Origin of the sequence: Exiguobacterium sp. Helios, assembly GCF_014524545.1 — a bacterium.
Classification (GTDB): domain Bacteria; phylum Bacillota; class Bacilli; order Exiguobacteriales; family Exiguobacteriaceae; genus Exiguobacterium_A.
Window position 1 is genome coordinate 1,395,894 of the sequence record NZ_CP053557.1, and the last position, 21,961, is coordinate 1,417,854.

At 42.6% G+C, this 21,961-nt stretch carries 23 protein-coding genes; 13 read left to right on the forward strand and 10 right to left on the reverse strand.

The window, feature by feature from the left end; genetic code table 11:
• Nucleotides 1–217: 217 nt before the first annotated feature.
• The 3 genes from HNY42_RS07135 to HNY42_RS07145 all read left to right on the forward strand — a co-directional run bounded on the left by HNY42_RS07135 (nt 218) and on the right by HNY42_RS07145 (nt 3,616).
• The gene (locus HNY42_RS07135; protein ID WP_131502960.1) at nt 218–1,804 is read left to right on the forward strand and encodes a peptide chain release factor 3; all 1,587 of its coding nucleotides are present in this window, start codon (nt 218–220) and stop codon (nt 1,802–1,804) included.
• Between the two features lie 121 nt (nt 1,805–1,925).
• Nucleotides 1,926–2,408 carry a general stress protein gene (locus tag HNY42_RS07140; RefSeq protein ID WP_251138674.1) on the forward strand — a complete coding sequence of 161 codons (483 nt, stop codon included), beginning with the start codon at nt 1,926–1,928 and terminating at the stop codon, nt 2,406–2,408.
• Nucleotides 2,409–2,530: 122 nt separating this feature from the next.
• Nucleotides 2,531–3,616, forward strand: coding sequence for an MBL fold metallo-hydrolase (locus HNY42_RS07145; protein ID WP_131502958.1), 1,086 nt, complete (start codon nt 2,531–2,533; stop codon nt 3,614–3,616).
• A gap of 235 nt (nt 3,617–3,851) precedes the next feature.
• Here HNY42_RS07145 and HNY42_RS07150 read toward each other — a convergent pair whose 3' ends face one another.
• Nucleotides 3,852–5,090, reverse strand: a complete 1,239-nt coding sequence (locus HNY42_RS07150) for a purine/pyrimidine permease (RefSeq protein ID WP_188005326.1) — start codon at nt 5,088–5,090, stop codon at nt 3,852–3,854.
• A 106-nt stretch (nt 5,091–5,196) separates the two neighbouring features.
• On the opposite strand from HNY42_RS07150, the gene HNY42_RS07155 reads away from it, so the two are divergent.
• Entirely contained in the window at nt 5,197–6,015 is an 819-nt protein-coding gene (locus tag HNY42_RS07155) for a LysR family transcriptional regulator (RefSeq protein WP_131502956.1), read from the forward strand.
• A 59-nt stretch (nt 6,016–6,074) separates the two neighbouring features.
• On the forward strand, nt 6,075–7,265 hold the full coding sequence (locus HNY42_RS07160) for an RtcB family protein (RefSeq protein ID WP_188005327.1): 1,191 nt from the start codon (nt 6,075–6,077) through the stop codon (nt 7,263–7,265).
• A 21-nt stretch (nt 7,266–7,286) separates the two neighbouring features.
• On the opposite strand, the gene HNY42_RS07165 is transcribed toward HNY42_RS07160, so the two are convergent.
• The gene (locus HNY42_RS07165) at nt 7,287–7,778 is read right to left on the reverse strand and encodes a GNAT family N-acetyltransferase (RefSeq protein WP_131502954.1); all 492 of its coding nucleotides are present in this window, start codon (nt 7,776–7,778) and stop codon (nt 7,287–7,289) included.
• A 109-nt stretch (nt 7,779–7,887) separates the two neighbouring features.
• On the opposite strand from HNY42_RS07165, the gene HNY42_RS07170 reads away from it, so the two are divergent.
• Genes HNY42_RS07170 through HNY42_RS07180 form a run of 3 tightly spaced genes read left to right on the forward strand, consistent with a single transcriptional unit; the run spans nt 7,888 to nt 9,408 of the window.
• Nucleotides 7,888–8,382, forward strand: coding sequence for a cysteine hydrolase family protein (locus HNY42_RS07170; RefSeq protein ID WP_026828710.1), 495 nt, complete (start codon nt 7,888–7,890; stop codon nt 8,380–8,382).
• Nucleotides 8,383–8,436: 54 nt separating this feature from the next.
• The gene (locus HNY42_RS07175) at nt 8,437–8,607 is read left to right on the forward strand and encodes a hypothetical protein (RefSeq protein ID WP_160168617.1); all 171 of its coding nucleotides are present in this window, start codon (nt 8,437–8,439) and stop codon (nt 8,605–8,607) included.
• Between the two features lie 39 nt (nt 8,608–8,646).
• Complete coding sequence (locus HNY42_RS07180; RefSeq protein WP_131502953.1) at nt 8,647–9,408, forward strand: hypothetical protein; 762 nt, start codon at nt 8,647–8,649, stop codon at nt 9,406–9,408.
• An 82-nt stretch (nt 9,409–9,490) separates the two neighbouring features.
• Here HNY42_RS07180 and HNY42_RS07185 read toward each other — a convergent pair whose 3' ends face one another.
• The 6 genes from HNY42_RS07185 to HNY42_RS07210 all read right to left on the reverse strand — a co-directional run bounded on the left by HNY42_RS07185 (nt 9,491) and on the right by HNY42_RS07210 (nt 14,034).
• A complete protein-coding gene (locus tag HNY42_RS07185; protein ID WP_131502952.1) occupies nt 9,491–10,033 on the reverse strand; it encodes an NADPH-dependent FMN reductase in 543 nt (180 codons plus the stop codon).
• Between the two features lie 78 nt (nt 10,034–10,111).
• Nucleotides 10,112–11,095 carry a ring-cleaving dioxygenase gene (locus HNY42_RS07190; protein ID WP_131973091.1) on the reverse strand — a complete coding sequence of 328 codons (984 nt, stop codon included), beginning with the start codon at nt 11,093–11,095 and terminating at the stop codon, nt 10,112–10,114.
• Between the two features lie 58 nt (nt 11,096–11,153).
• Complete coding sequence (locus HNY42_RS07195) at nt 11,154–11,588, reverse strand: MarR family winged helix-turn-helix transcriptional regulator (protein WP_131502950.1); 435 nt, start codon at nt 11,586–11,588, stop codon at nt 11,154–11,156.
• 205 nt (nt 11,589–11,793) lie between these two features.
• Nucleotides 11,794–12,531, reverse strand: coding sequence for an alpha/beta hydrolase (locus HNY42_RS07200; protein WP_188005328.1), 738 nt, complete (start codon nt 12,529–12,531; stop codon nt 11,794–11,796).
• Nucleotides 12,532–12,580: 49 nt separating this feature from the next.
• Complete coding sequence (locus tag HNY42_RS07205) at nt 12,581–12,931, reverse strand: hypothetical protein (RefSeq protein WP_131973089.1); 351 nt, start codon at nt 12,929–12,931, stop codon at nt 12,581–12,583.
• 614 nt (nt 12,932–13,545) lie between these two features.
• Nucleotides 13,546–14,034: a helix-turn-helix domain-containing protein gene (locus tag HNY42_RS07210; RefSeq protein ID WP_188005329.1), complete on the reverse strand. Its 489-nt coding sequence runs from the start codon at nt 14,032–14,034 to the stop codon at nt 13,546–13,548.
• A gap of 713 nt (nt 14,035–14,747) precedes the next feature.
• Here HNY42_RS07210 and HNY42_RS07215 point away from each other — a divergent pair.
• From HNY42_RS07215 to HNY42_RS07235, 5 genes are all read left to right on the forward strand, one after another.
• The gene (locus tag HNY42_RS07215) at nt 14,748–15,425 is read left to right on the forward strand and encodes a response regulator transcription factor (protein ID WP_223146467.1); all 678 of its coding nucleotides are present in this window, start codon (nt 14,748–14,750) and stop codon (nt 15,423–15,425) included.
• Between the two features lie 12 nt (nt 15,426–15,437).
• Nucleotides 15,438–16,460, forward strand: coding sequence for a sensor histidine kinase (locus HNY42_RS07220; RefSeq protein ID WP_255508431.1), 1,023 nt, complete (start codon nt 15,438–15,440; stop codon nt 16,458–16,460).
• A gap of 103 nt (nt 16,461–16,563) precedes the next feature.
• Nucleotides 16,564–17,376, forward strand: coding sequence for an ABC transporter ATP-binding protein (locus HNY42_RS07225; protein WP_188005331.1), 813 nt, complete (start codon nt 16,564–16,566; stop codon nt 17,374–17,376).
• Nucleotides 17,363–19,270 carry an ABC transporter permease gene (locus tag HNY42_RS07230; protein WP_188005332.1) on the forward strand — a complete coding sequence of 636 codons (1,908 nt, stop codon included), beginning with the start codon at nt 17,363–17,365 and terminating at the stop codon, nt 19,268–19,270. The genes HNY42_RS07225 and HNY42_RS07230 overlap by 14 nt, the downstream gene beginning before the upstream one ends.
• Before the next feature lie 148 nt (nt 19,271–19,418).
• Complete coding sequence (locus HNY42_RS07235; RefSeq protein WP_131973086.1) at nt 19,419–19,742, forward strand: hypothetical protein; 324 nt, start codon at nt 19,419–19,421, stop codon at nt 19,740–19,742.
• Between the two features lie 705 nt (nt 19,743–20,447).
• Here the strand turns inward: HNY42_RS07235 and HNY42_RS07240 are convergent.
• Both HNY42_RS07240 and HNY42_RS07245 read right to left on the reverse strand, forming a co-directional pair.
• Nucleotides 20,448–20,957: a MepB family protein gene (locus HNY42_RS07240; RefSeq protein WP_131973085.1), complete on the reverse strand. Its 510-nt coding sequence runs from the start codon at nt 20,955–20,957 to the stop codon at nt 20,448–20,450.
• Between the two features lie 127 nt (nt 20,958–21,084).
• Nucleotides 21,085–21,945: an RNA polymerase sigma-70 factor gene (locus HNY42_RS07245; RefSeq protein ID WP_188005333.1), complete on the reverse strand. Its 861-nt coding sequence runs from the start codon at nt 21,943–21,945 to the stop codon at nt 21,085–21,087.
• Between the last annotated feature and the right edge of the window lie 16 nt (nt 21,946–21,961).

The window sequence follows — 21,961 nt, forward strand, 5'->3', positions numbered from 1 at the left end:
GCTGATTAAATGATTGTGACATTGTACGTCTCCTCCTTTTTGTAATAGTAACTTCCTCGTCATCGTATAGAACATGAGGCAGGATTGTCAATATGAAATCTGAAAATTAAGTCAACAAAGTGAAATGGACGAGACTGCGAAAATTCGGTATGATAGACTAGTTGCGAAAAAGTATCTGTATCGAGGTTGAATATATAGGTGAAAGGAATTAATATACATGACAAAACTACTTCAAACCGAAGTCGAGAAACGCCGGATCTTCGGCATCATCTCCCACCCGGATGCCGGGAAAACGACATTAACTGAAAAATTCTTGCTCCACGGTGGAGCAATTCGGGAAGCCGGATCCGTCAAGGCACGGAAAAACTCGAAATTTGCGAAATCCGACTGGATGGAGATCGAAAAACAACGGGGAATCTCCGTTACGTCCTCGGTCATGCAGTTCGAATACGATAAAAAAATCGTCTCGATCATGGATACACCGGGTCACTCCGATTTCGGGGAAGATACGTACCGGATCCTGACAGCCGTCGACTCGGCGATCATGGTCATCGATGCCGCGAAAGGGATTGAGTCCCAAACGAAAAAACTGTTCCAAGTCTGCCGGATGCGCGGAATTCCGATCTTTACGTTTATCAACAAGATGGACCGTCAAGCACGTGATCCGCTTGAATTAATGGAAGAACTCGAAGAAGTCCTCGGCATTCCATCGGTTGCCGTCACATGGCCTGCGGGATCTGGACAACAGTTCGAGGGTGTCTATGACCGTGTCAACGAGAAGTTCCACTGCTTCAAGAACGACCGTCTGACGATTGATCTCGGTGAAGAAGGACTGGCAAACGATCAGTTGGCATCGACGATCAACAATGAAATGTACGATACGTTAGTGGATGAAGTCGATTTACTCGACGGAGCGGGAAATGAGTACAATGAAGAACTGATTGCAAAAGGTGAATTGACACCGGTATTCTTCGGTTCTGCCTTAGTCGACTTCGGAATCACACCATTGCTTGAGCATTACCTCAACTTGTCCCCGTCACCGACACCACGTGAGTCGAACAAAGGACAAATCGAGCCGGCACAAGAGTTCTTCAGTGGTTTCGTCTTCAAGATCCAAGCGAACATGAACCCGAACCACCGTGACCGGATCGCCTTCGTCCGGATTTGTACCGGAAAATTCGACCGCGGGATGGAAGTCGTCCTGACGCGGACCGGCAAAAAGATGAAGCTGTCGCAATCGACACAGTTTATGGCGGATGAGCGGGAAACGGTCAACGAAGCGTTTGCCGGCGATGTCATCGGATTGTACGATTCCGGTAACTATCAAATCGGTGATACGATTACGAACGGTGATCCGAGCCTGCAGTACGAGGCCTTGCCGACGTTCGCACCGGAACTGTTCCTGAAAGTCTTTACGAAAAACGCACTAAAGTCCAAACAGTTCCAAAAAGGTGTCGAACAGCTCGCACAAGAAGGAGCCATTCAAGTCTATAAGACGGAATACAACGAAATCATCCTCGGCGCGATCGGACAACTTCAATTCGAAGTCTTCGAACACCGTCTCAAAGGGGAATACGGCGTAGACATCTTAAAAGATGCGGCCAACTTCCAAGTTGCGAAATGGGTCAAGGTGACGGAAATCAGTGAAGTCAAGAAGTTGACGGATTCGCGGACGGTGCTTGTCTATGACCGTTGGGAAAACCCGGTTCTCTTGTTTGCCAACGATTTCGTCTACGAACGGTTCGTTCAGAAAAACGACGGTGTCATCACACTCGTCGACTCACCACAATTACTCAAAGACTAATCTGTTAAAACGTATCTTCCGGTTCACTGGAAGATACGTTTTTTTCGTTTGGAGATGCAAAAAGAAGGGTAAAAATGGAGGTCTGTGAATTCATATCTCTGTGAGAGGAATGGTGTTGACGATGGCGAAAAAATTTGTTGGTATTTTTCATGATGAATCGAGTTTACATCAAAAAATGCAAGCACTAAAACAGCAAGGACATAAGGATTCTGATTTTTCAGTAGTGGGACGGGACGATGCAACAGATGAGACATCTGGTGCGTCCTGGATCGATCAAGTCAAATCGAAGTTCAGCCATGAGCCGCCGCTTCGGGAAACACTAAAGCGGGTCGGTCATTCCGATGATGAAGCGGAACGCCATTACCAGGAAGTCGAGCGGGGAGGAATCGCATTGTTCGCAAAAGACCGGCACGATGAACATGACCATACACATGATCACAATCACGACCATGATCACGACCATTTACATGATCATTCTAACGATGAGAACGACCGTCACGGCGGGAAAGTCGCAAATCCGGGCATCAATGATTATGAATCAGATCGTACAGATGATCATGACAAGAGTGACCGTTCAAAATGGAAGGCTGACGATGTAGATTAATCGAACTGGACGTGAAGCTGAGTTTTTCAGCTTTGCGTCCTTTTTTGTGAAAGTGAAGTTTGTTCATTACCGTTTTGAAAATCACCGGTGCTATACTGAACGTATCAAAGAGGTGAAGAAAAATGAAAAAAACAGTAGCAGCACTAGCCGGTCTCGGCGTTCTCGGAGCGGTCTTCATGACCCGTTATCCGTTGTTCGGCCGCCGACCATCGAAAACAGATCAACAGCGTTATGCCCGTTCGACTCAGTTTTCGAACGGAAAATTTCAAAATGAACTGCCGTTCCAATTAAAAATGGAATGGGAGACGATGAAAAGTATTTTAAAAGATTACGGACGGGAATTGCCGTCGTTAAAACCGGTCAAACCGTTGCCGGTCGTTCCGTTTGAACGCCGGACGGACGGAACCGAACCGCGCGTGACGTGGTTTGGTCACTCGGCCTTTTTACTGGAGCTCGATCAGCAGACGATTTTCTTTGATCCGATGCTCGGTCGCGCCCCGTCACCGTTCCCGAAATTCGGAGGCGGACGGTTCCAGACGACGGCTCCGGTCGATCTCGATGCCTTACCGCCGATCGATCTCGTCATCTATTCGCATGACCATTATGACCACTTGGACTATCATTCGGTCCTGGCGTTAAAAGACCGGGTCGGGCAATTTATCGTCCCGCTTGGTGTCGCAAGCCGTTTAAAAGGATGGGGTGTGGATCCGGACCGGATTACCGAACTCGATTGGCATGAATCCATTGAGATGAACGGTCTTCGCTTAACGGCAACACCGGCCCGGCACTATTCGGGACGAAACGGTCTCGATCAATTTTCGACACTTTGGGCATCATGGGTGCTTGAAGGGTCGAAGAAAGTCTTTTTCAGCGGAGACAGCGGTTACGGGCCCCATTTCAAGGCAATCGGAGAACAATATGGTCCGTTTGACTTAACGATCATGGAATGCGGGCAATACGATACCCGTTGGTCGAACTCACATATGTTGCCGGAGCAGACACTTGCTGCGCATCTCGACGTTAAGGGAGACGTGATGATTCCTGTTCACTGGTCGGCCTTTACGCTGGCGTTCCACCCGTGGTTCGAACCGGTCGAACGGGTGTTGAAGGAAGCGAAAAAACACGACGTGCCGGTCGTAACACCGATGATCGGCGAAAGTGTCACCGCTGCAAGTGAGACCCGCAGATGGTGGCGTGAGGTACGGTGAAGTTAAGTTAAGTGAAACTCGTCTTATTTTCCCGTGCTTTCCTCAGTTTGGTTTGTCTCTGACAGCGCAAAAAGCAAGCGCTCTTTCCCATAGGAGTCACGTGAAAAAGCCGGTGCTAAAAGAGATAGATCGTGTCTGAAAAAATAAATTACCGTGTTCTGAAATGATCAGGAAGAAAAAATCCCCACTTTGTCGCATTTTGCGAGAAAGTGGGGATTTTACTTTGAGATATAGATTAACTGGCAAGCCGTTCTGATTTAGCATCACGTCGTGAACGCAAACGTTCGATGACTTCAAAACCGAGCACAAGCATCGTGCCGATCAATAAGCCGTTACTGAAGAACGGACGTAACGTCAACGGCAGGATTTCCGCCAGGACCGTTGATTGTAACAAAATACTGATTCCGATGACGGCACAAATCGCAAAAGCATGTTTCCGGCGGCTCGTCGTCATGCTGCTTTCAGCGGACTGCCACGCAATCAGGAACATGTGCGGTAACGTCGCAAGCAGAGCGGCGCTGGCCACACTGCGCGGCAACGTCGCGATAATCCCGATGATACTCGGGAAAAAGCCGATCAGGGCAATGACAAGGGAGGCAATCAAAAACGGTCGGCGTTCCTTACTTCCCGTCTGAGCGATGAAACCACTCGTAATCGGCAATGGAACCGGGACGAGCGTCGAGAACGTCGCCGCAATCAAGTGAATGATCCCTTCGACCGTCAGCCCCTGATTCAAGGCCCCTTTTTTCTGAATCGTCGCTTCGACGGCGCTGAGCGCAGCAATTAAGTTGACGATTAAAAGAATCGCAAATGGAATCGCAACCAAAAAAGCACTGCCGTCAAATTGCGGCATCCCGAACGGTAAAGCCGTCGGAACGGCGAAGATACCGGACGCTGCCGGTAACGACGGACGGCTGACCAACCAGCCGACGACAATTCCGATCATCAAGGCGAATGGCCGGAGACGTGCCGGACCAAACTGGCTGAGTCCGAGCACAAGCAGGAACGTCAGCATTCCGGCGAAGCGTGTTGCTTCAACGGCGAGAACGGCACCGAGCATGACGCCGGTCAGTTGAATACATAATAAAAGCAAAAACGTTCCGCTGACGAGCGGCGTAAAGACCGGTAATAAAAAGCGGGTCCATCCCGTCAACCCGAGGAAAATCAAGACAACGCCGGCAATGACGACCGCGGCCATCGCAATCGTGAAGGCGGTCTTTGAATCGACCGGCAACGCGGCGATGACAACAAAGATACTGACCCATGAACCGGCCGGACCGGATACGATCGGTAACCGGTGACCAAACGTTCCGTGAAGGAAACAGGCGATTCCTCCAACAAAGAAGGATCGTTGAACAAGTGCGGCCGTCTCGACGCTTGAGAGGTCAAACAGGCTCGCGACGACGATTGGCAAGGCAATCGTGTTGGCTAATAAAAAAATGATCCACTGGACCGTGGACGTCGTACGTTTCACAAAAATCGTCTCCTTTGAAAATCGCTGATTTCAGCATCATATCATATGATTGATGTTATGATTAATACATATTTATGACTGAAAACATATGAAAGAGATGATGAAGATGGATTTACGCCAATATCGGTATTTTTGTGCAGTTGTCGAAGAACAATCCGTCACACGGGCGGCGGAACGACTGCGGATGGCCCAGCCCGCTTTGACGCAACAAATTCGGAAGATGGAAGAGTTACTAGGAGTCCGATTGATTGAACGGGCAGGACGCGGCATCCGGATCACGGCAAGCGGCGAGCGGCTGTATGAACGGGCCGTCTCCTTGTTGCGTTACGAAGCGGAAACCCGGATTGAAGTCAGTGACATTAAGGAAGGACGAGCCGGGATTTTACGGATTGGTGTCAATACGTTGTCTGCCGGTCGACTGACTGGCTGGGTTCAAGAGATGAAACGACGGCATCCCCGGATTACGCTTCAAATTCATCAGGGAGAGTCGGGTGTATTAATTGACCGTCTGAAGGATCATGCGATTGACGTGGCACTTGTCCGACTGCCGATCGATGCACAAGGCGTCACGATCGAATGGATGGAGGAAGAACCGTTTTATCAAGTTCGTCATCCGGAATTTGCGGACGCCGACATCATCATTCCGAGTCAGGAAGGACTTGGTGTCTTTCAGACGCTCAGCCAGCAGTTCGGAGTCGTCTCGCAGGAAACCTGTTCCGACGTCTTGACCTTGATTGGACTTGTTCGTTGCGGGCAGGCGGTGACGCTGTTGCCGGAAAGTACACTTCGCGAGCTTGATATGACAGGACTGGTTCAAGAACGGTTACCGGACGCGACGAGTACGACGGCTATTGTCTGGTTGACGGAAGATGGTCAGTCGGCACTGATGCAACAGTTCCTGAAGATTGTTCACGAACGAGAATAAATTGTTAAAAAAGGGATTTTGTAGGATAATTAAAAAGGAATACATAGGGGGATGACGATATGAAGACGATTCGCGGAAAATACGGTGAAGCGAAGATTTTTACCCACAACGTCGATGACATGACGATTGAGCAGGTGACAGGCATGCTGAATGAAAATATTGCCGTCGACGGGAATGTCCGGATTATGCCCGATTGTCACGCCGGCAAGGGGTCGGTCATTGGAACAACGATGCGGATTCACGATAAAGTTGTCCCGAATCTCGTCGGTGTGGATATCGGTTGCGGGATGTTATGTACACAGATTACACGAAACGACACAGCCGGCATCGACTATGACAAACTGGATGCGACGATTCAGGAACTGGTGCCGAGTGGCATGTCGGTCCGTAATCAGCCGCACCGCTTGTCGGAACAGATTCCATTTGATCAAGTATTGGCACCGTTTAACGAAACACGCGCCCGGTTATCGATCGGCACGTTAGGCGGAGGAAATCACTTTATCGAGCTAAATACGGACGAGGAAAACAATCTGTATCTCGTCATTCATTCCGGCAGCCGGAACCTCGGGAAAACGATTGCCGAGCATTATCAAAAGCTGGCGGAAAGCTCACAATTCACTGTCGATACAGAAACAATCGTCACATCGCTGAAAGAACAGGGACGTGAACAAGATATCCAATCGACTTTGGTCGAGTTGAAGAGTCAGTTCAATGAAACAAATAAAGATTTGGCGTACGTGTCCGGTTCCGATATGGACAACTACCTGCATGACTTAAAAATCGCCCAACGCTACGCGGCATTGAACCGTCAAGCGATGACCGACGTCATTGTTGAAGCGATGGGCTGGTCGGTCACGGAACAGTTCGATACGATCCATAACTACATCGATCTCGAGCAGATGATTCTCCGGAAAGGTGCGATTTCAGCGCAAGCCGGTGAAGTCGCCATCATTCCGATGAACATGCGCGACGGTTCACTGATTGTCAAAGGAAAAGGCAATCCGGACTGGAACTATTCGGCGCCACACGGAGCAGGACGTATCATGTCCCGCTCAAAAGCCTTCAAATCAGTGGACTTGAAGGAATTTGAGGAGACGATGCAGGAGGTCTGGTCGAGTTCGGTCGTCGAATCGACGCGCGATGAGTCACCGTTTGTCTACAAACCGATGGAAGAAATCATCCGAAACACAGAGGACACGGTTGAGTTATTAAAAGTCATCAAGCCGCTTTATAATTTTAAAGCGAAATGATGGGACGAAGTACGAATAATATTACTGGCAGATGAACTGATGACTGTCTTGGTCGCAAATCCCTGTCGTGAACCCGGCTGTTAAGAGAACGGACTGTGAGGCAAGGTTATCAGGTGCGGTATAGGCACAGACCTGTCTGACCTTCATGTCCTGCAGTCCAAAGCGGGTAACTGTTTTGACGGCTTCCGTCATGTAGCCGTGGCCCCGAAAGTCCGCTTTGAGTACATAACCAATCTCGGCGATGTTGTTTTGGTAGCCTCTGCAAAAACAACAATTGCCGATGAATTCGCCGGTCGACTTTAAATACAGTCCCCACGTGATGCCATCCCCGTTGAGGTAATTAAGAGCAATTTGACTCAAAATCCGGACGACGTCGCGACTATTTTCTGCCTGTTGCCCGTCATAGGCCGTAATCTCAATCATTTGGTTTGCTTCGCTTAACCGGATTTCCCTTAACAGGAGCCGTTCGCTCGTCAGTTCAGGAAAGACGTCAAAATAGTATTTTTCTTTCACGGGGCATGCCTCCTTTAATTTGTTTCTTATCTCAAGTGTACGTTATTCGATTGGAACCGGAAACATTCATCAGAACGAAAAATCCGTTTATTCATCAGGAGGAACTCACATGTCCAAAAAAGCTTTAGTCGTCATCGATATTCAAAATGACATGACAAAAAACTACAAAGAAGTCATCGGGACCATTAATCAGTCGATTGACTGGGCAGTCGAACAAAACATGCATGTGGTCTATATCCGGCATGAGAATTTATCGGCTGGAACCAGAACGTTTAAGACCGGAACACGCGGTGCCGAGTTGGCACCTGATTTAAAGATTGTGTCGGATCACATTTTTACAAAATATAAGGGGAACGCCTTAACAAGCGAAGATTTCGCAGCATTCATTGCGCAACATGACATCACCGGCTTTTATCTGACCGGCGGAGATGCGACGGCTTGCGTCAAATCGACGTGCTTTAATTTACGTAAACTGGATTATGACGTGACGGTGATCACGGACGGCATCACAAGTTATGACAAAAAGAAACTGCCGGAAATGATTGAATACTACGCGAAAAAGGGCAGTGACATTGTTCAATTCAATGACTTAGCTCGTAATTGACTGGTACTTTTGAACAGAAAGCATCATGAATCAGCTTGAGAGGAATGGAGTAACGTGAAATTAATTTTGATGGGAATCAGCATTATTTTGTTTGGAATTGCGCTGATGGTCGGCTTTAGCTCGATAGGATTAAATGACGTGTTGGGTATTAAAATTGGAATGACAGTATCGTTTGTTGGGTTACTCGTTACGTTCATGGACTTTTTTATCAGCGTGAAGCAATAAGCTAGAGGTGTGCATAGCAAAGTAAAGGAGGTTTTTAACATGAGAAACGTAGTTAAAGTATTGACTGTGTTATCTGTATCGTTATGTCTGTTATTGACAAGTTATCCACCAAATGAAGTCGCGGCAAAAACTAAAAAAGAAACGCAGCACGATATCTTTAAAAAGCTGAAATTGAATGCCTCGATGACGAGTGTTGCGGAAGTCATGTATGGCAAGAACTATAAAAAACATCTGTGTGACCGCTCGGAGGATGAGGTGAAAGTTAATCTTTTATGCAGTGGTGAATTGAACGATTCCAATACATACGATAAAAGCGGGAAGCTAAAATATTTGAAGTATGAATTTTATCTTTACCCAGATTCAAAGGTACCGAATGAATCGGACAATCCGGATGAAATGACGTTCCAAACCGTTCGCATGTTGCTTGTATTTAAGTCGAAAGAGCAAAGTAAGCAGTTAAAGCTCGTTGAAAAACATTGGTTTGACTCATCCGCTGTCAATTCCAAACGTGTCTATAACGATCAAAAGATTAAAAAAGGCATGACGAAAAAACAGTTGGATGCGGTGATGACGGGAACAGGAATCGGGAAACATGAAAGAGTCTCGTATATCGACTATTCGAAAGTCGGGAAGCAATCCGGTAAACAACAACCTGTTTTTCCAAAGGCGTACAAGACGTACTCGTATTCCATTTTGAATCAGAAAGAGAATGTCCTGTATTACTTCGAGACAAAGTACAGTCAAACGAAAAAAGAGTACGTCGTTTCGTATGTTGATACGTGGACGGAAGATAACGAATAAAACCAATGAGAGAACTCCCGAATGAAGGAGTTCTCTCATTTTTAATCTCTATTTCAAACGTTTTTTAAGGGAAATGGAATAATCAGCGGATCGTTTTTAAAGCACCGGCCCAAGGAATGACCTGGTCGAGCATTTGGTTGACGGAATCTGCCTGAACGGGTGCTGCTTTTAATACAGCTCCATTCTCAAAGTCAGTGAACAGCGAGAGGGCAGGGTGGACGCGGACGTCTGCAATCAACAATTCGCCCAAAATCCCGCGTAAATGTTCTGCTGCCCGGGCACCGCCGACTGAACCATACGAGACGATACCGGCTGCTTTGTTATTCCACTCAACACGAAGGTAATCGAGAGCATTTTTTAAGGACGCGGAAATCGAGTGGTTGTATTCCTGTGTGATGAACACAAATCCATCCTGAGCGGCAATCGCTTCAGACCAGGCAGCTGCACCGGATGCATCGCCGTCTTTTTCACCGAGCAACGGTAATTTGTAATCGGCGATGTCAATGATTGTATAGTTGGCATCTCCGCGTTTGTCCGCGAGCTCTTTCACCCAATTTCCGACTTGTGGGCTTAAGCGGCCTTCACGTGTTGATCCCAAAATGATTCCAATGTTTAACTTTGTCATGTTCGTTTCCTCCTCTTGTTGTGGTGTTTCCTTTGAACCAAATAATTTACTGAATAGACTCAAGTGAATTCCTCCGTTTTATAGGTATTCTTTTTCGATGGTCCGCGTGCTGCGGACGGTATCAATCGGACGGACCGTTTGTTCGATTTGCTGGCGTTGCGACTCGAGGAACGGTGGCAAGGACAATTTCTCTCCGACTGTTTCATACGGTTCATCGCCCAGGAAGCCGGGACCATCCGTTGCCCATTCGAACAGAATACCTTGGGCGACGCGTGCATACAACGACTCGAAGAAGAAGCGGTCCACGTAGCCGGATGTGTTGAATCGTAAGTTTTGCATGCGGCTGATCCATTCATTTAAAGCGGCTGTATCTTCGACTCGGAACGCAACATGGTGAACGGTACCAAATCCTTGCTGTCCACTTGGAAGGAGGAGGTTATGTTCGACGATGACTTGCGCGCCGTTTCCGCCTTCGCCCATTTCAAACAGATGCAGGGATCCGGCTTTATCGATTTCCCGCATCAGCATCGCTTTTTCCAACACTTCTTTTAACCGGTCAAATTCGGCAATCCGGATGTGAATCGGACCTAAGCCGGTGATCGCAAATTCTAATGGAACCGGACCGTTTTGCCACGGAATGCCGGATGCAATGCCTTCGTTGTGTTCATCCGAAATCAGCATGTACTGTTGATCATCAAAATCAACGAACGAGAGGGTCTTTTTACCGAATTGTTCTTTAATGCCGCGATGCTTAACGTCATATTTGTCAAAACGTTTGATCCAGTAGGCAAGTGCTTCGTCCGTCGGCACGCGGAAAGCGGTTTTGTAGATTTCGTTTGTGCCGTGGGTTCCTCTCGGGATGCCCGGGAAATCAAAGAATGTCATATCGGTACCGGCGGATCCTTTGTCGTCGGCGAAGAATAAATGGTACGTCTGAATGTCATCCTGATTAACTGTTTTCTTGACTAAACGCATGCCTAATACGTTTGTGAAGAATGCATAATTTTTCTCTGCACTGCTCGTGATGGCTGTTACGTGGTGGATTCCTTTTAATTCGTTCATATAAATCTCTCCCTTAGTCTTTTTTTATCTCGAATTCGAGATATATCGTTAAAATTTTTTAATGGTTTTGTGCCTGATAGCCTATTTTTTTAGCGGTCTTAATAAACGATTCGATTTCCGATGGATCAATACCTTGGAAAACCTGATTAATTGCTTTTTCATGTTCCGGAAAAATCGTATCCATTAAGCTTTGACCTTCTGTGGTGAGTTCCGCAAATGTCACACGCCGATCCTCCGGACATGCTTTGCGGGCGACGTAATTTTTTTTTTCGAGCTTATCGATGACATAGGTGATGCTGCCGCTCGTAATCAATACTTTTTTCCCGATTAGTTGAATTGGCTGCCTTCCTTTGTGATACAGCAACTCGAGTACGGAAAAATCTGTCGGATTTAGTCCGGACTTCGCAACATCCTGTTTAATGACTTCATGAAGCGCGTCGACTGCACGTACCATGACAGTCAATGCTTTTAGGTTCGGATTCGGCTGTTCCATTTCGTTCACCTCTTTTTATCTTCAGTTCATATATCTTTAATTCGAGATAAATATATCATCTAAATTTTGGTACGTCAATCGTTTTGATTGGTTTCTGATTGCAGGCAGTTCATTTGTCTAATGCCTGATATGGATTGGATTAATGCAGCAGTATGAAAAGAGGCAACCCGCAAAGTCCGGGCTGCCTTTAGAGTGGGTAAACGTTTTACCAGTTCAGTTTATTTAAAAACGCAAGAATGTCTTGATTGACTGCGTTCATGTCTTTTCCTAACGTCATTAAATGTTTTGAATTCGCATATCCTTTTATCGTCTTTTGATCCGAAGCTACGCTTTCGAAAATCGTTTCGGCACTCGTCTTGTATGAGGAATCATCCATTTCCCCGTACATCACGCAAACAGGAGATACTACGGAGGCTAAATGGTCTCGCGTCCGGTTAATGAGTTGTTCGAAGTCGGTCAGCGATTCAAAAGGCAGGAGATCCAGTTCAGCCATTTCAGAGGCAATCTGCTGGTCCTCTTTTCCTTCGATCTGTTTATAGCGCTTGGCGTAATAAACGATTCGTTTCTTTAGGACGGCTGCTTCTTTATCCATCGGTACGGACAGGGTGACTACACCGTTTATCTTTAACTCCTGTCCCATTTTTAAAGCAAGAACACCACCCAGTGAGAGACCGACGACCGCTATACGTTCGAACCCTTTGTCTTTCAACAGTTGATAACCGTCGAGTGCATCCTGCCACCAGTCGGATGGTCCATACGACAAAAGGTCTTCTGCTGGCAGACCGTGTCCACTGAGTGTCGGAGCGTAGCAGGAGTACTGATTTTGTTGCAAGTAGCGGCCGAGCTTTTTCATGTCGTTTGGATTGCTGGTGAAAGAATGTAAAAGCAGAACAGCTCGTTCACCGCTCTCGTAATAAAAGGGCTTCGGGGGTAATAATTTCATAAAAAAGAATTCCTCATTTCATCGTAGTTCTCATTTTTATGGATGTACGTCAGTTCGCCTTCACTTCATAGTCAGTTAAGATGGTATTACCGATAGCAGTAAGCATCTCTGAGTTAACAAAAGACTTTACTAGAAAAAGCAAGTTATCTGTGCTGAGAACGGGATTAATCATCAGTGCTTTTTGTTCAAAAACAAAGCGATTTCGATCATAATGTATGATCAAGTCTTTTAACTCGCGTAAGTCATTCTTTGAGAGATCAAACAGGATGACCGCTTCGTGTATCGTCGTATTTTCGAGTGCATCTGGATTTAAATTTCCGAGTAGAGTCAGTAACGTACGATTGTGAAATTTGAGCTTTTCAATTTCCTCTATCAAATAGGTATATTTTTTATCAGACATATCTGAGATCATTCTCCTTGGATTACATATGATAATATTGTATCAATTTATCAATGATTATCGTAGGCGATGTTGAATTTTGCTGAATAGAATTGAGTTGAAGTTGTCGATCAAATGCAGTTACCTACACGACTTGGCACCGATGAGGCCGGCTATATTATTAATCAAACAAGTAGACTGCGTGGATTGTCTAGTTTAGTGTAGACCATCCAAGTAACTTCTCGGCAAAGATCTTGCTCTGCTTCTGTTCACGTGTCGACATAGGGTACACCTCCTCCTTGAAATCGATGCGCAGTAGCACATCCTTACTTAAGGATAGTTGGAGTCAAGCAAGGCGGTGGGTTTGAATCACGTTTCCAAACGAACTCTGACATTCGATATTGGACGTCTGTTTAGATTTTTCGATGATCCACAATTAATAGGTGACCTGTGGGCGAGTTTCAGGCGAATCTCGCCAAACCATTTCTGCGTATATCCCGCTCATCCGGTCACACATGAGGGACACGCAGGTATGTTATTGGAGAGACTGTCCTCAGCGATATGCTGCTACGGTCATCATTTCCTCTTATCATTGATTAAAGAATTTCATAAGTAAATATGCATTCATAGATGGTTTACTGATGGGCGAGTCTGCGACGAGAGACATGAATCAGTTCATCATTCGGATTCTTCCGTTTTGCGATGACTTGGTTCTCCCCGACGACGGTTCGGATCCGGTAATAGAGTTGAGAAATCTCTTGTGTCTCCTTGCTTTCTTGTTCGATGGCAATCCGACCGTGTAGCTGATAGATTTTGCCGTCGAACGTACGGACAGAATCCGCGTGTGGGAGTTCTGCTAGATCAAAGCGTTCTTGCTTCAAGTTCAACCAATTCCGTTTTTTCTCCATACTTAAGTCGAAGTCATCCCAAGGGATGGATCCGAGCCTTTGCTCACAGGCTGTTGCAAGGATTTGGACATCAAGTATGGAAGGAAGTGAACGATTCCGCTCATAAGCGCTGATCGCCGCCTGTGAGATCTCTCCATATGTCTTTTCAGCCAACTCCACTTGACTCCAACCATGTTCTAGACGTTCCCGTCGTAACCACTCTCCAAATCGGTACATAGTACATGCTCCTTTCCTTCGAGAACCTCTGTATGACAATGTTTTCCTGTTGATAGTTAGAATATAGCAGATTATTCTGTCAATTAAACCGTTATTTTGATGTTTCAAAAAGGTTACGTTTATCGAATTTTGACGGTGCAAGGTGTATCAATATTTGAAAGACAAAGAAAATAGAAGAAAAATAAGATTGTATTAAAATTGTAAAAAATCATAGCGATTATTTTTTATAACCTTTCAATCAATGCAGTTTTTACTGACATTACTAATTTGTTTTTCATTACTTAATTCCCTCTTTTTTAATATTTTATAAAAAAGGATTATACTAAAAATAAGTCTATAATTTTGGTTCGAACGAAATTGAATACACGATTACAGGGAAAGGTGAACGACTCATTAAACGAAAAAAAGTAACGGGAAGTCTAACTTAGAGCATCGAACACGTTCACACTATAAAAATACATTAGTTGTCCAAAGTGACAAAAATGTCACTTCAGAAAACCAATTTGTAATGTAATTCGAACGACATAATTATTTTTTCTTGGTAGAGTATCTATACTAGAAATAAATAGACAAACATTTCAAATATATATAGAAAGAATAAAATTTCTTGATTTTCAATATATCGATTGTAATTTTCAGTAGCTTTTTATTTTTTAAATGCTATGTTAAATAGCTTGTAAAAATTAAAAAAGAAAGGAAGCGTAAAAATGGAAATGAAAATTTTCATCGTAGAGGACGATTTAGCCATTTTTAATTCATTAAAAGAAACATTGACTAAATGGGGGATGCAAGTTTCAGGACCACTAAATTTCAAAGACGTTTTAGAACATTTTAAGTCCGACGAGCCACATTTAATCATTATGGATATACAATTACCGATATATGATGGTTTTCATTGGTGTCGTGAAATTCGATTGATTTCGAAAGTTCCAATCATTTTCCTATCATCACGTGATCACCCAATGGATATGGTCATGGCAATGCATATGGGCGCAGACGATTACATACCAAAACCTTTTCATTCAGATGTCCTGCTTGCAAAAGTTCAGGCTACATTGAGAAGAGTGTATGCTTACGGAGAAAAATCTCCTGATTTCATAAAATGGAACGGAGCATTAATTGATTTAAAGCGGGGAATAATTCGCATGAATGAAATAGAAACAGAATTGACAAAAAATGAATTTTTTATTTTGATTGTATTGGTAAAAGCCAATAATGAGATTGTTTCTCGCGATGAATTAATTCGGAGTTTATGGGATGATGAGCGCTTTGTAAATGATAATACATTAACTGTGAATATCACACGACTCCGCCATAAATTAGAAAATTTAGGTTTGCAAGAAGCAATTCTTACCAAAAAAGGTTTAGGATACGTGGCTGTTACTTTATGAGGGAGGGGTTTTATGTTTCTTAGCTATTTAAAAGATATGAGAAGTTGGATTTTGTTTTTTTTCCTATCCCTTTTTTCAACAGACTTACTTCTTTGGCTTGATCGAGGGATTAATGTCCATATTAATTCGTTGATGTACGTAAATGTATTCTTACTAACTTTCTTTATGGTATTTATTTGTTGGCGGTATTATCGAGAGACAGCATACATACGTCAGCTAGAAATATTAGAAGAAAAACTAGAAACCGATTGGCATGAAGCATTACCAGAACCATTATTTGAATGTGATGAACGTATAAATAGAGTATTGCAAAGTGCAGGGGTTTCTTTCTCTAATCAATTAAATAAAGATCGACAAAACACGATTATACAAGATGATTATATTGCTGCCTGGGTCCACGAAGCAAAAGCTCCGCTTACTGCAATGAAACTCATGATTGATGCTAACAAATCTAGTCCATCTATATTCAAAATCGAAGCAGAATGGTTACGTATCTTTTTATTGATTGACCAGCAATTATACATATCACGACTGCCTTCACTAGAATCAGATTATGTGTTGGACGAAGTGCTGGTTCAAGACATCGTATCTGTTGAAATACGTGAACTGATGTCTTGGTGTCGGGAAAAGAACTTGGCCATAGAAACGGAAGGATTGGAAACGGTCATAGTAACAGACAAAAAGTGGTGTCGTTTTATTGTTCGACAGATTTTATCGAATGCCATTAAATATAGTCCTAGAGATGGAATAATCTATATTACGGCACATACAGAAGCAACCGGACGTTGTATTTTGTCTATAGAAGATGAAGGACCAGGCATTCCAGATCATGATTTGCCTCGTATTTTTGATAAGGGTTTTACAGGCGGTATGGGAAGATTAAGCAATAGTGCAACTGGTCTTGGCCTCTATTTAGCAAAAAAAGTATCTAATCAAATTGGTATTCAGCTTTCAGCGATCTCAAAAAAAGATAATGGTACGATTTTAAAGATGAATTTCTCATTAGAAAACGATTTTGATCAAATCCGTAGATAACAATATTGTCATCTTATACTCTCTTTTTGTCATATAAATCAAACGACTGTCGAATTTTTAGACCGTAGTATTAAAGATATAAGAAGAAAGGGAGGTTAAACACATGACACTTTTAAAAAGGAATTCAAAAATCATTGATGAATCAACCAAAAAAACAGTATTATATGCCCAAAATATTCGAAAATCATTCGGTTCAAAAGGAAATGTTCAACAAGTACTAAAAGGAATTGATTTACGTGTAGAAGAAGGTGAATTTGTTGGAATCATGGGCGCTTCAGGTGCTGGTAAAACAACGTTGCTCAATATTCTTGCGACAATCGACCGGTCTACGGAAGGAACAGTCCTGATCAGTGGATCAGATATCTCTCAGATGAAAGATGCTGCTATGGCCGATTTCCGGAGAAATCAGCTGGGATTTATCTTCCAGGACTACAATCTTCTTGATACATTAACCGCTAAGGAGAACATCTTGTTACCATTATCACTTGGGAAAATAAACAAAAAGTCGGCAGAAGCAGAATTTCGTACCATTGCCGATATCCTAGGGATCTCCGATTTAATTGATAAATACCCGCATGAACTTTCAGGAGGACAAAAGCAACGTACTTCTGCAGCCCGTGCATTGATTAATCAGCCTTCTATGGTCTTTGCAGATGAACCGACTGGAGCGCTGGATTCAAAATCAGCTTCCTCGTTGCTTAGGACCATAACAAATATTAACGAGAAAAGAAAAGTAACAATCATGATGGTAACCCATGATCCACTCGCCTCAAGTTACTGTAGCCGTGTTATTTTCCTGAAAGATGGTAAAATTTATACAGAGATCTATAAAGGAGATAAAACGAGACAAGCCTTTTTCCAGGAAGTTTTAAATATTCAAGCTGTGCTTGGAGGTGAAAACGTTGACGTTCTTTGATCTCGTCTTCCGTAGCATGCGCAAAAACATCAAACATTATTACTTATACTTTTTTGCTCTCATTTTCAGTGTTGTGCTGTACTTCGTTTTTGCTACTTTGCAGCATGACCCAGTCGTCTATACACAGAGCGACCAAATGAGTACAGCGTTTCTAGCAGCAGGAATTCTATTAATTTTTATTATTGGCATATTTGTAGTCTACGCCAATTCGATTTTTCTAAAAAAAAGGAGCCGAGAAATCGGACTCTATCAATTAATTGGATTGAAAAAAAGTATAATTGCACGACTATTAGTTTTTGAGAATTTACTTCTTGGCATCGGAGCACTTGTTGTCGGAATTGCTATCGGAATGTTAGTATCACGTATTTTCTTATTACTGCTCATGAAATTAATCGGGTACGAAATGATAATCAATATTTCATTTTCAATGGTTGCCGTCATTCAAACAATTTTTGTGTTTTTCGGGCTTCTTATCTTTACTACCATCCAAATGATTACTACAGTGTATCGGAACACCTTATTGTCCTTGTTTAATACAGAAAAAACTGGAGAACAGCCTAAAAAACCAAAAGCAAAAACTGAAGCCTTTTTGGCCCTTCTTGGTGTAATCTTGATCTGCTTAGGATATATCATTTCGAATAATATGATAAATGATTTATTTCTTTTCAATATACTGGCTGTGTTAGCTTCTATAGGGATAGGAACGTATCTCATTTTCCGGGTAACTATTGGTTGGTTATTTTATCAAATTCGTAATCGAAAAGCAGGTCATCTAGGTTTATCCAATAGTTTGTCGATTGCTCCATTAATGCATCGATTAAAAGAGAACGCTAATTCGTTAACACTCATCACTATCCTTTCAGCCATGACATTGACGATGCTTTCTGGAGCGTACTCTTTCTATTATGCTACTGAACATGAAACCCGTTCGCAAATGCCATTCGACATCATATTTGAAGAAAATGAATCAGTAGCAACTCAATTGAGCAACGAGTTAAATGAAAAAGGCATATCTTTTTCACATGGGGGGATTGATTTGCTTGTGCTATCGGGTCAATTGGAAGAAGGCACAATGCCTGTACCAAGTAACGAATTATACATTGCCATTACAAGTGATAAGCAATTGCAGCAAGCAGGAAATGATATAAAAGCTCCTACTGACGGCTCAGCATATTTTTACAGCACCTCGTCCATTTCCTTATTCAGAGACGCGATGAAAATGCCGGTAACTCTGGAATTAGATGGTAAAACAAAGACTAAAATTAAAATCACCGATTACCGAGAGGGAAACAGTATCAATGGATCGATGCTCTACTCTCAAATTGTAGTTAACGATAAGAAATTTCAAACCCTTAAAAATCAATTTATAGCGAATAGTTCAGCCAAATTCAAGCGAATCGATGGATTCAAAATTACTGACTCTAACGATTTAAAATTAGCATCCGAGATTTATAACAATCACTATGCGAGCGAAAATTCACATATTGACTACTATTCAGCCTACCAACAAGCTATCCAAAAAAATGGATTATTGATTTTCATATCAGGATTTTTAGGTCTTGTCTTCTTAATCTCAACCGGTAGCATTTTGTACTTCAAACAAATGACAGAAGCTGAACAGGAAAAGAAAAGTTACGGTACCTTGCGCCAGCTTGGGTTTAGTGTGAATGAAATTATGCGTGGAATTATCCGGAAACAAATTTTTATTTATGGTCTTCCACTTATTATTGGATTGCTACATGCTATTTTTGCCATCCATGTTCTTTCTGCTTTCTTCCAATCAAACATTGCTTTCGCAGCTTCTATAGCAATGATGGTTTACACAATCATTTATATATTTTTTGCGTTCTTAACAATCGGTTACTATCGAAAGACGGTAAAAGCAGCATTATAGAAAAAAAGTAATAAAATCAGTTCTTCACTTTTGGGAGATGAGAACAATAATTTGACTTACTGATAATTTACATCTTCACAAAATTGGTTATACATTCAATATTATGTATTATCTAAAAAATTATAAACATTGAAAGGAAGTGTATGTAATGAAAATTAATTTAATCATTTTTCTAACATCCATAAAAGCACAAAAAGAAAATAGTCGTACTGAAATTGTAGTGAAAACAGTCGAATCAGGTATACGTCCAACTATTGGAGACATAATTGATGATCCTGGATTTGATTCAAGATTTCATAATGGATATGAAGTGGTTAAAGTAACTTTAAATTATGAGTTCAACGAATGTAATGTCTCTCTCCAACCACTTGCAATAGAACTAGAAGAAATTAGTATTGATAGCTATTTAGAAAAACTTGTAGCAAATAGATGGCGTTTATTTACAAAAGAAGAATTTTTAGCGTCTTTATAAAAAATTCTTGAAGCATGAAGGAGCTAGAAGGTGAACTGAACCCTGAATGGTGGACAATTGATAAAAGACCCCATTCGGGTTTTTTTATGTTTAAAGATATCGATATACTGTACCTCTTCAATTTAGACGGGAGAACTATTCATGAACAGCTGCACCTTCAATCCAGATCAAATCAGACAACTTGAAGCGAATCTTCACGTAGCCTCGATATCAGATCGTACGATTCAATACAAAGGAGAATTTAGCTGGTAAGCGACCGATACAAATCTTTGAGGAAAGTGGCTTTGACCTGGACGTGATCGATAAGCAAACAACGAGCGAAGCGTTAAAACGACGGCGGAAAACATATCGTATTTATAGAGAAGAAGGACTCTTAAATGAGAGATGTGGAAAATCAAATCTTGAAGGTCAACCGAAAAAAGGTGATTCCGTCGAACGACACCTTGCGAAAGCTGAAGCACGAATCAAGTACCTCACAGCAGAGAACGAATGACCAAAAAAGCTCGGTGCTTTCCAAAGAGAGGCGAAGTACCGAAACTCACCACATCTGAGCGCTATCAGTCATCAATATTGTCTTACGTTCAATCACCTAGCTGATGTGGATAATGGTCTCTTCAAAAAAAATCGACTGTAATTCATTCAAGTCCAATTGAAATCCTACGTCTCGAGATAGCTATAATCAACTGATTTTATCATGTTGTCACGTTAGTTGAAATATAACTTCATTATTTCATGCGTTGGCAGACTCTTTGACTCCTGAATTTCAACAAAGTACTTCACTTGCCATTTTTGCGTAGCAATCGCTTGTTTACTAGTCGGATACTCCCAACTCGGATAAACTCGAATGGCCATTTTCCCTTTTATAGTATTCGTACTCAGTATTTTCTGCTTAATAAGGACCTCTTTAGGAAAAATGAACTGACCGAATTTATTATCCTTGGTAAAGGTATTTACTACCAACAAATCAGTAGCTGTCTTATCTGAAAAGGATTGATTCTTATTCTTATCATCTTTTTCCCAAAATGCCACAAATTGTCCTAGTTTTGTAGGTGTAGTCTTTGCAACTCGAAATCGAATGGACTTTGAGTGTATATAAAATAAACCAGCTCCATAATCCGAATTCTGAACTTCTTCTTGTATGGATTGAGGGTATAGATTATATGGCGTATACATTGTTTTTTGTACATATGCTAAGGCATCGAAAAAATTATTCATGCTATACACTTCCTTTTCATTAGTCAAATTTTTTGACGGATTTCTTAGTAAATCTTGACCTTAATAGATGTGTGACTATAGGTCTAAATTTAAAAACTTATCTTCTATCTGTAAATAAGACGGATGATTATTTGGAAAGAGATTTAAGTTTATCCGGATTTCTAATAATATATATGTTGCCTATCAATTCCTGTTCGATATGCACTAATGCTACAGCTTGGATTCTTTTAGCTGAGCGGATTACAATTCCGTTTTGACCATTTATCCCGAGAATTTCGATGTCGAGGATTTCGCCATCTTGATTAGACTTACGGATCAAGCCAAACAGGAATCGGATAACTGCCTGGCGTGACTCAATAGGGTGGACAGCAGCAATTGCTTTACCTCCTCCATCAGACACCAGTATAACGTCTTCTGACAGCATCGAGACTACCCGGTCAACATCGTCCTGTTCGAGAGCCTGCATAAACCCCAAAATCCACTCTTTGCTTGCTGAGGAGCGGTATGACTTGGGTGAGGTAAGCGGTAATTTACCCTTAGCGCGCTTAAAAATTTGGCGGCAATTTACTTCGCTTTTCCCTACAATATCGGCAATTTCTTCATACTCAAAACCAAATGCTTCACGCATTACAAACACAGCCCTTTCTGAAGGCGACAACTTTTCGAGCAAAACGAGCAGGGCATATGATACCATTTCACCTTGAATGACCAGCTCAGGCAATTCGTCAGTTGAAGTGATAACAGGTTCCGGAAGCCATTCTCCAAAATATTGTTCGCGTTGCTTGCGGGCTGATTTCAAAAAATCTAAACAGTTATTTGTCACCATTTTACACAAGTAAGCTTTGGGTTCCGCCAGCTTCTCCGGTTTAACATCATATAGTTTTACGAATACATCTTGCACAGCGTCTTCAGCATCAGAAACGGAGCCAGTTATTTGGTAAGCAAGCGTAAATAGAAGCCCTTTGTATTGCTCGAATAGTTCTTGCAAATTCAAACTCCTCCTT

Bases quoted from the DNA above. Each gene is read 5' to 3' on its own strand.
- HNY42_RS07135 (WP_131502960.1), top strand. From the start codon at position 218: ATGACAAAACTACTTCAAACCGAAGTCGAGAAACGCCGGATCTTCGGC.
- HNY42_RS07140 (WP_251138674.1), top strand. From the start codon at position 1,926: ATGGCGAAAAAATTTGTTGGTATTTTTCATGATGAATCGAGTTTACAT.
- HNY42_RS07145 (WP_131502958.1), top strand. From the start codon at position 2,531: ATGAAAAAAACAGTAGCAGCACTAGCCGGTCTCGGCGTTCTCGGAGCG.
- HNY42_RS07155 (WP_131502956.1), top strand. From the start codon at position 5,197: ATGGATTTACGCCAATATCGGTATTTTTGTGCAGTTGTCGAAGAACAA.
- HNY42_RS07160 (WP_188005327.1), top strand. From the start codon at position 6,075: ATGAAGACGATTCGCGGAAAATACGGTGAAGCGAAGATTTTTACCCAC.
- HNY42_RS07170 (WP_026828710.1), top strand. From the start codon at position 7,888: ATGTCCAAAAAAGCTTTAGTCGTCATCGATATTCAAAATGACATGACA.
- HNY42_RS07180 (WP_131502953.1), top strand. From the start codon at position 8,647: ATGAGAAACGTAGTTAAAGTATTGACTGTGTTATCTGTATCGTTATGT.
- HNY42_RS07185 (WP_131502952.1), bottom strand. From the start codon at position 10,033: ATGACAAAGTTAAACATTGGAATCATTTTGGGATCAACACGTGAAGGC.
- HNY42_RS07190 (WP_131973091.1), bottom strand. From the start codon at position 11,095: ATGAACGAATTAAAAGGAATCCACCACGTAACAGCCATCACGAGCAGT.
- HNY42_RS07195 (WP_131502950.1), bottom strand. From the start codon at position 11,588: ATGGAACAGCCGAATCCGAACCTAAAAGCATTGACTGTCATGGTACGT.
- HNY42_RS07200 (WP_188005328.1), bottom strand. From the start codon at position 12,531: ATGAAATTATTACCCCCGAAGCCCTTTTATTACGAGAGCGGTGAACGA.
- HNY42_RS07205 (WP_131973089.1), bottom strand. From the start codon at position 12,931: ATGTCTGATAAAAAATATACCTATTTGATAGAGGAAATTGAAAAGCTC.
- HNY42_RS07210 (WP_188005329.1), bottom strand. From the start codon at position 14,034: ATGTACCGATTTGGAGAGTGGTTACGACGGGAACGTCTAGAACATGGT.
- HNY42_RS07215 (WP_223146467.1), top strand. From the start codon at position 14,748: ATGAAAATTTTCATCGTAGAGGACGATTTAGCCATTTTTAATTCATTA.
- HNY42_RS07220 (WP_255508431.1), top strand. From the start codon at position 15,438: ATGTTTCTTAGCTATTTAAAAGATATGAGAAGTTGGATTTTGTTTTTT.
- HNY42_RS07225 (WP_188005331.1), top strand. From the start codon at position 16,564: ATGACACTTTTAAAAAGGAATTCAAAAATCATTGATGAATCAACCAAA.
- HNY42_RS07235 (WP_131973086.1), top strand. From the start codon at position 19,419: ATGAAAATTAATTTAATCATTTTTCTAACATCCATAAAAGCACAAAAA.
- HNY42_RS07240 (WP_131973085.1), bottom strand. From the start codon at position 20,957: ATGAATAATTTTTTCGATGCCTTAGCATATGTACAAAAAACAATGTAT.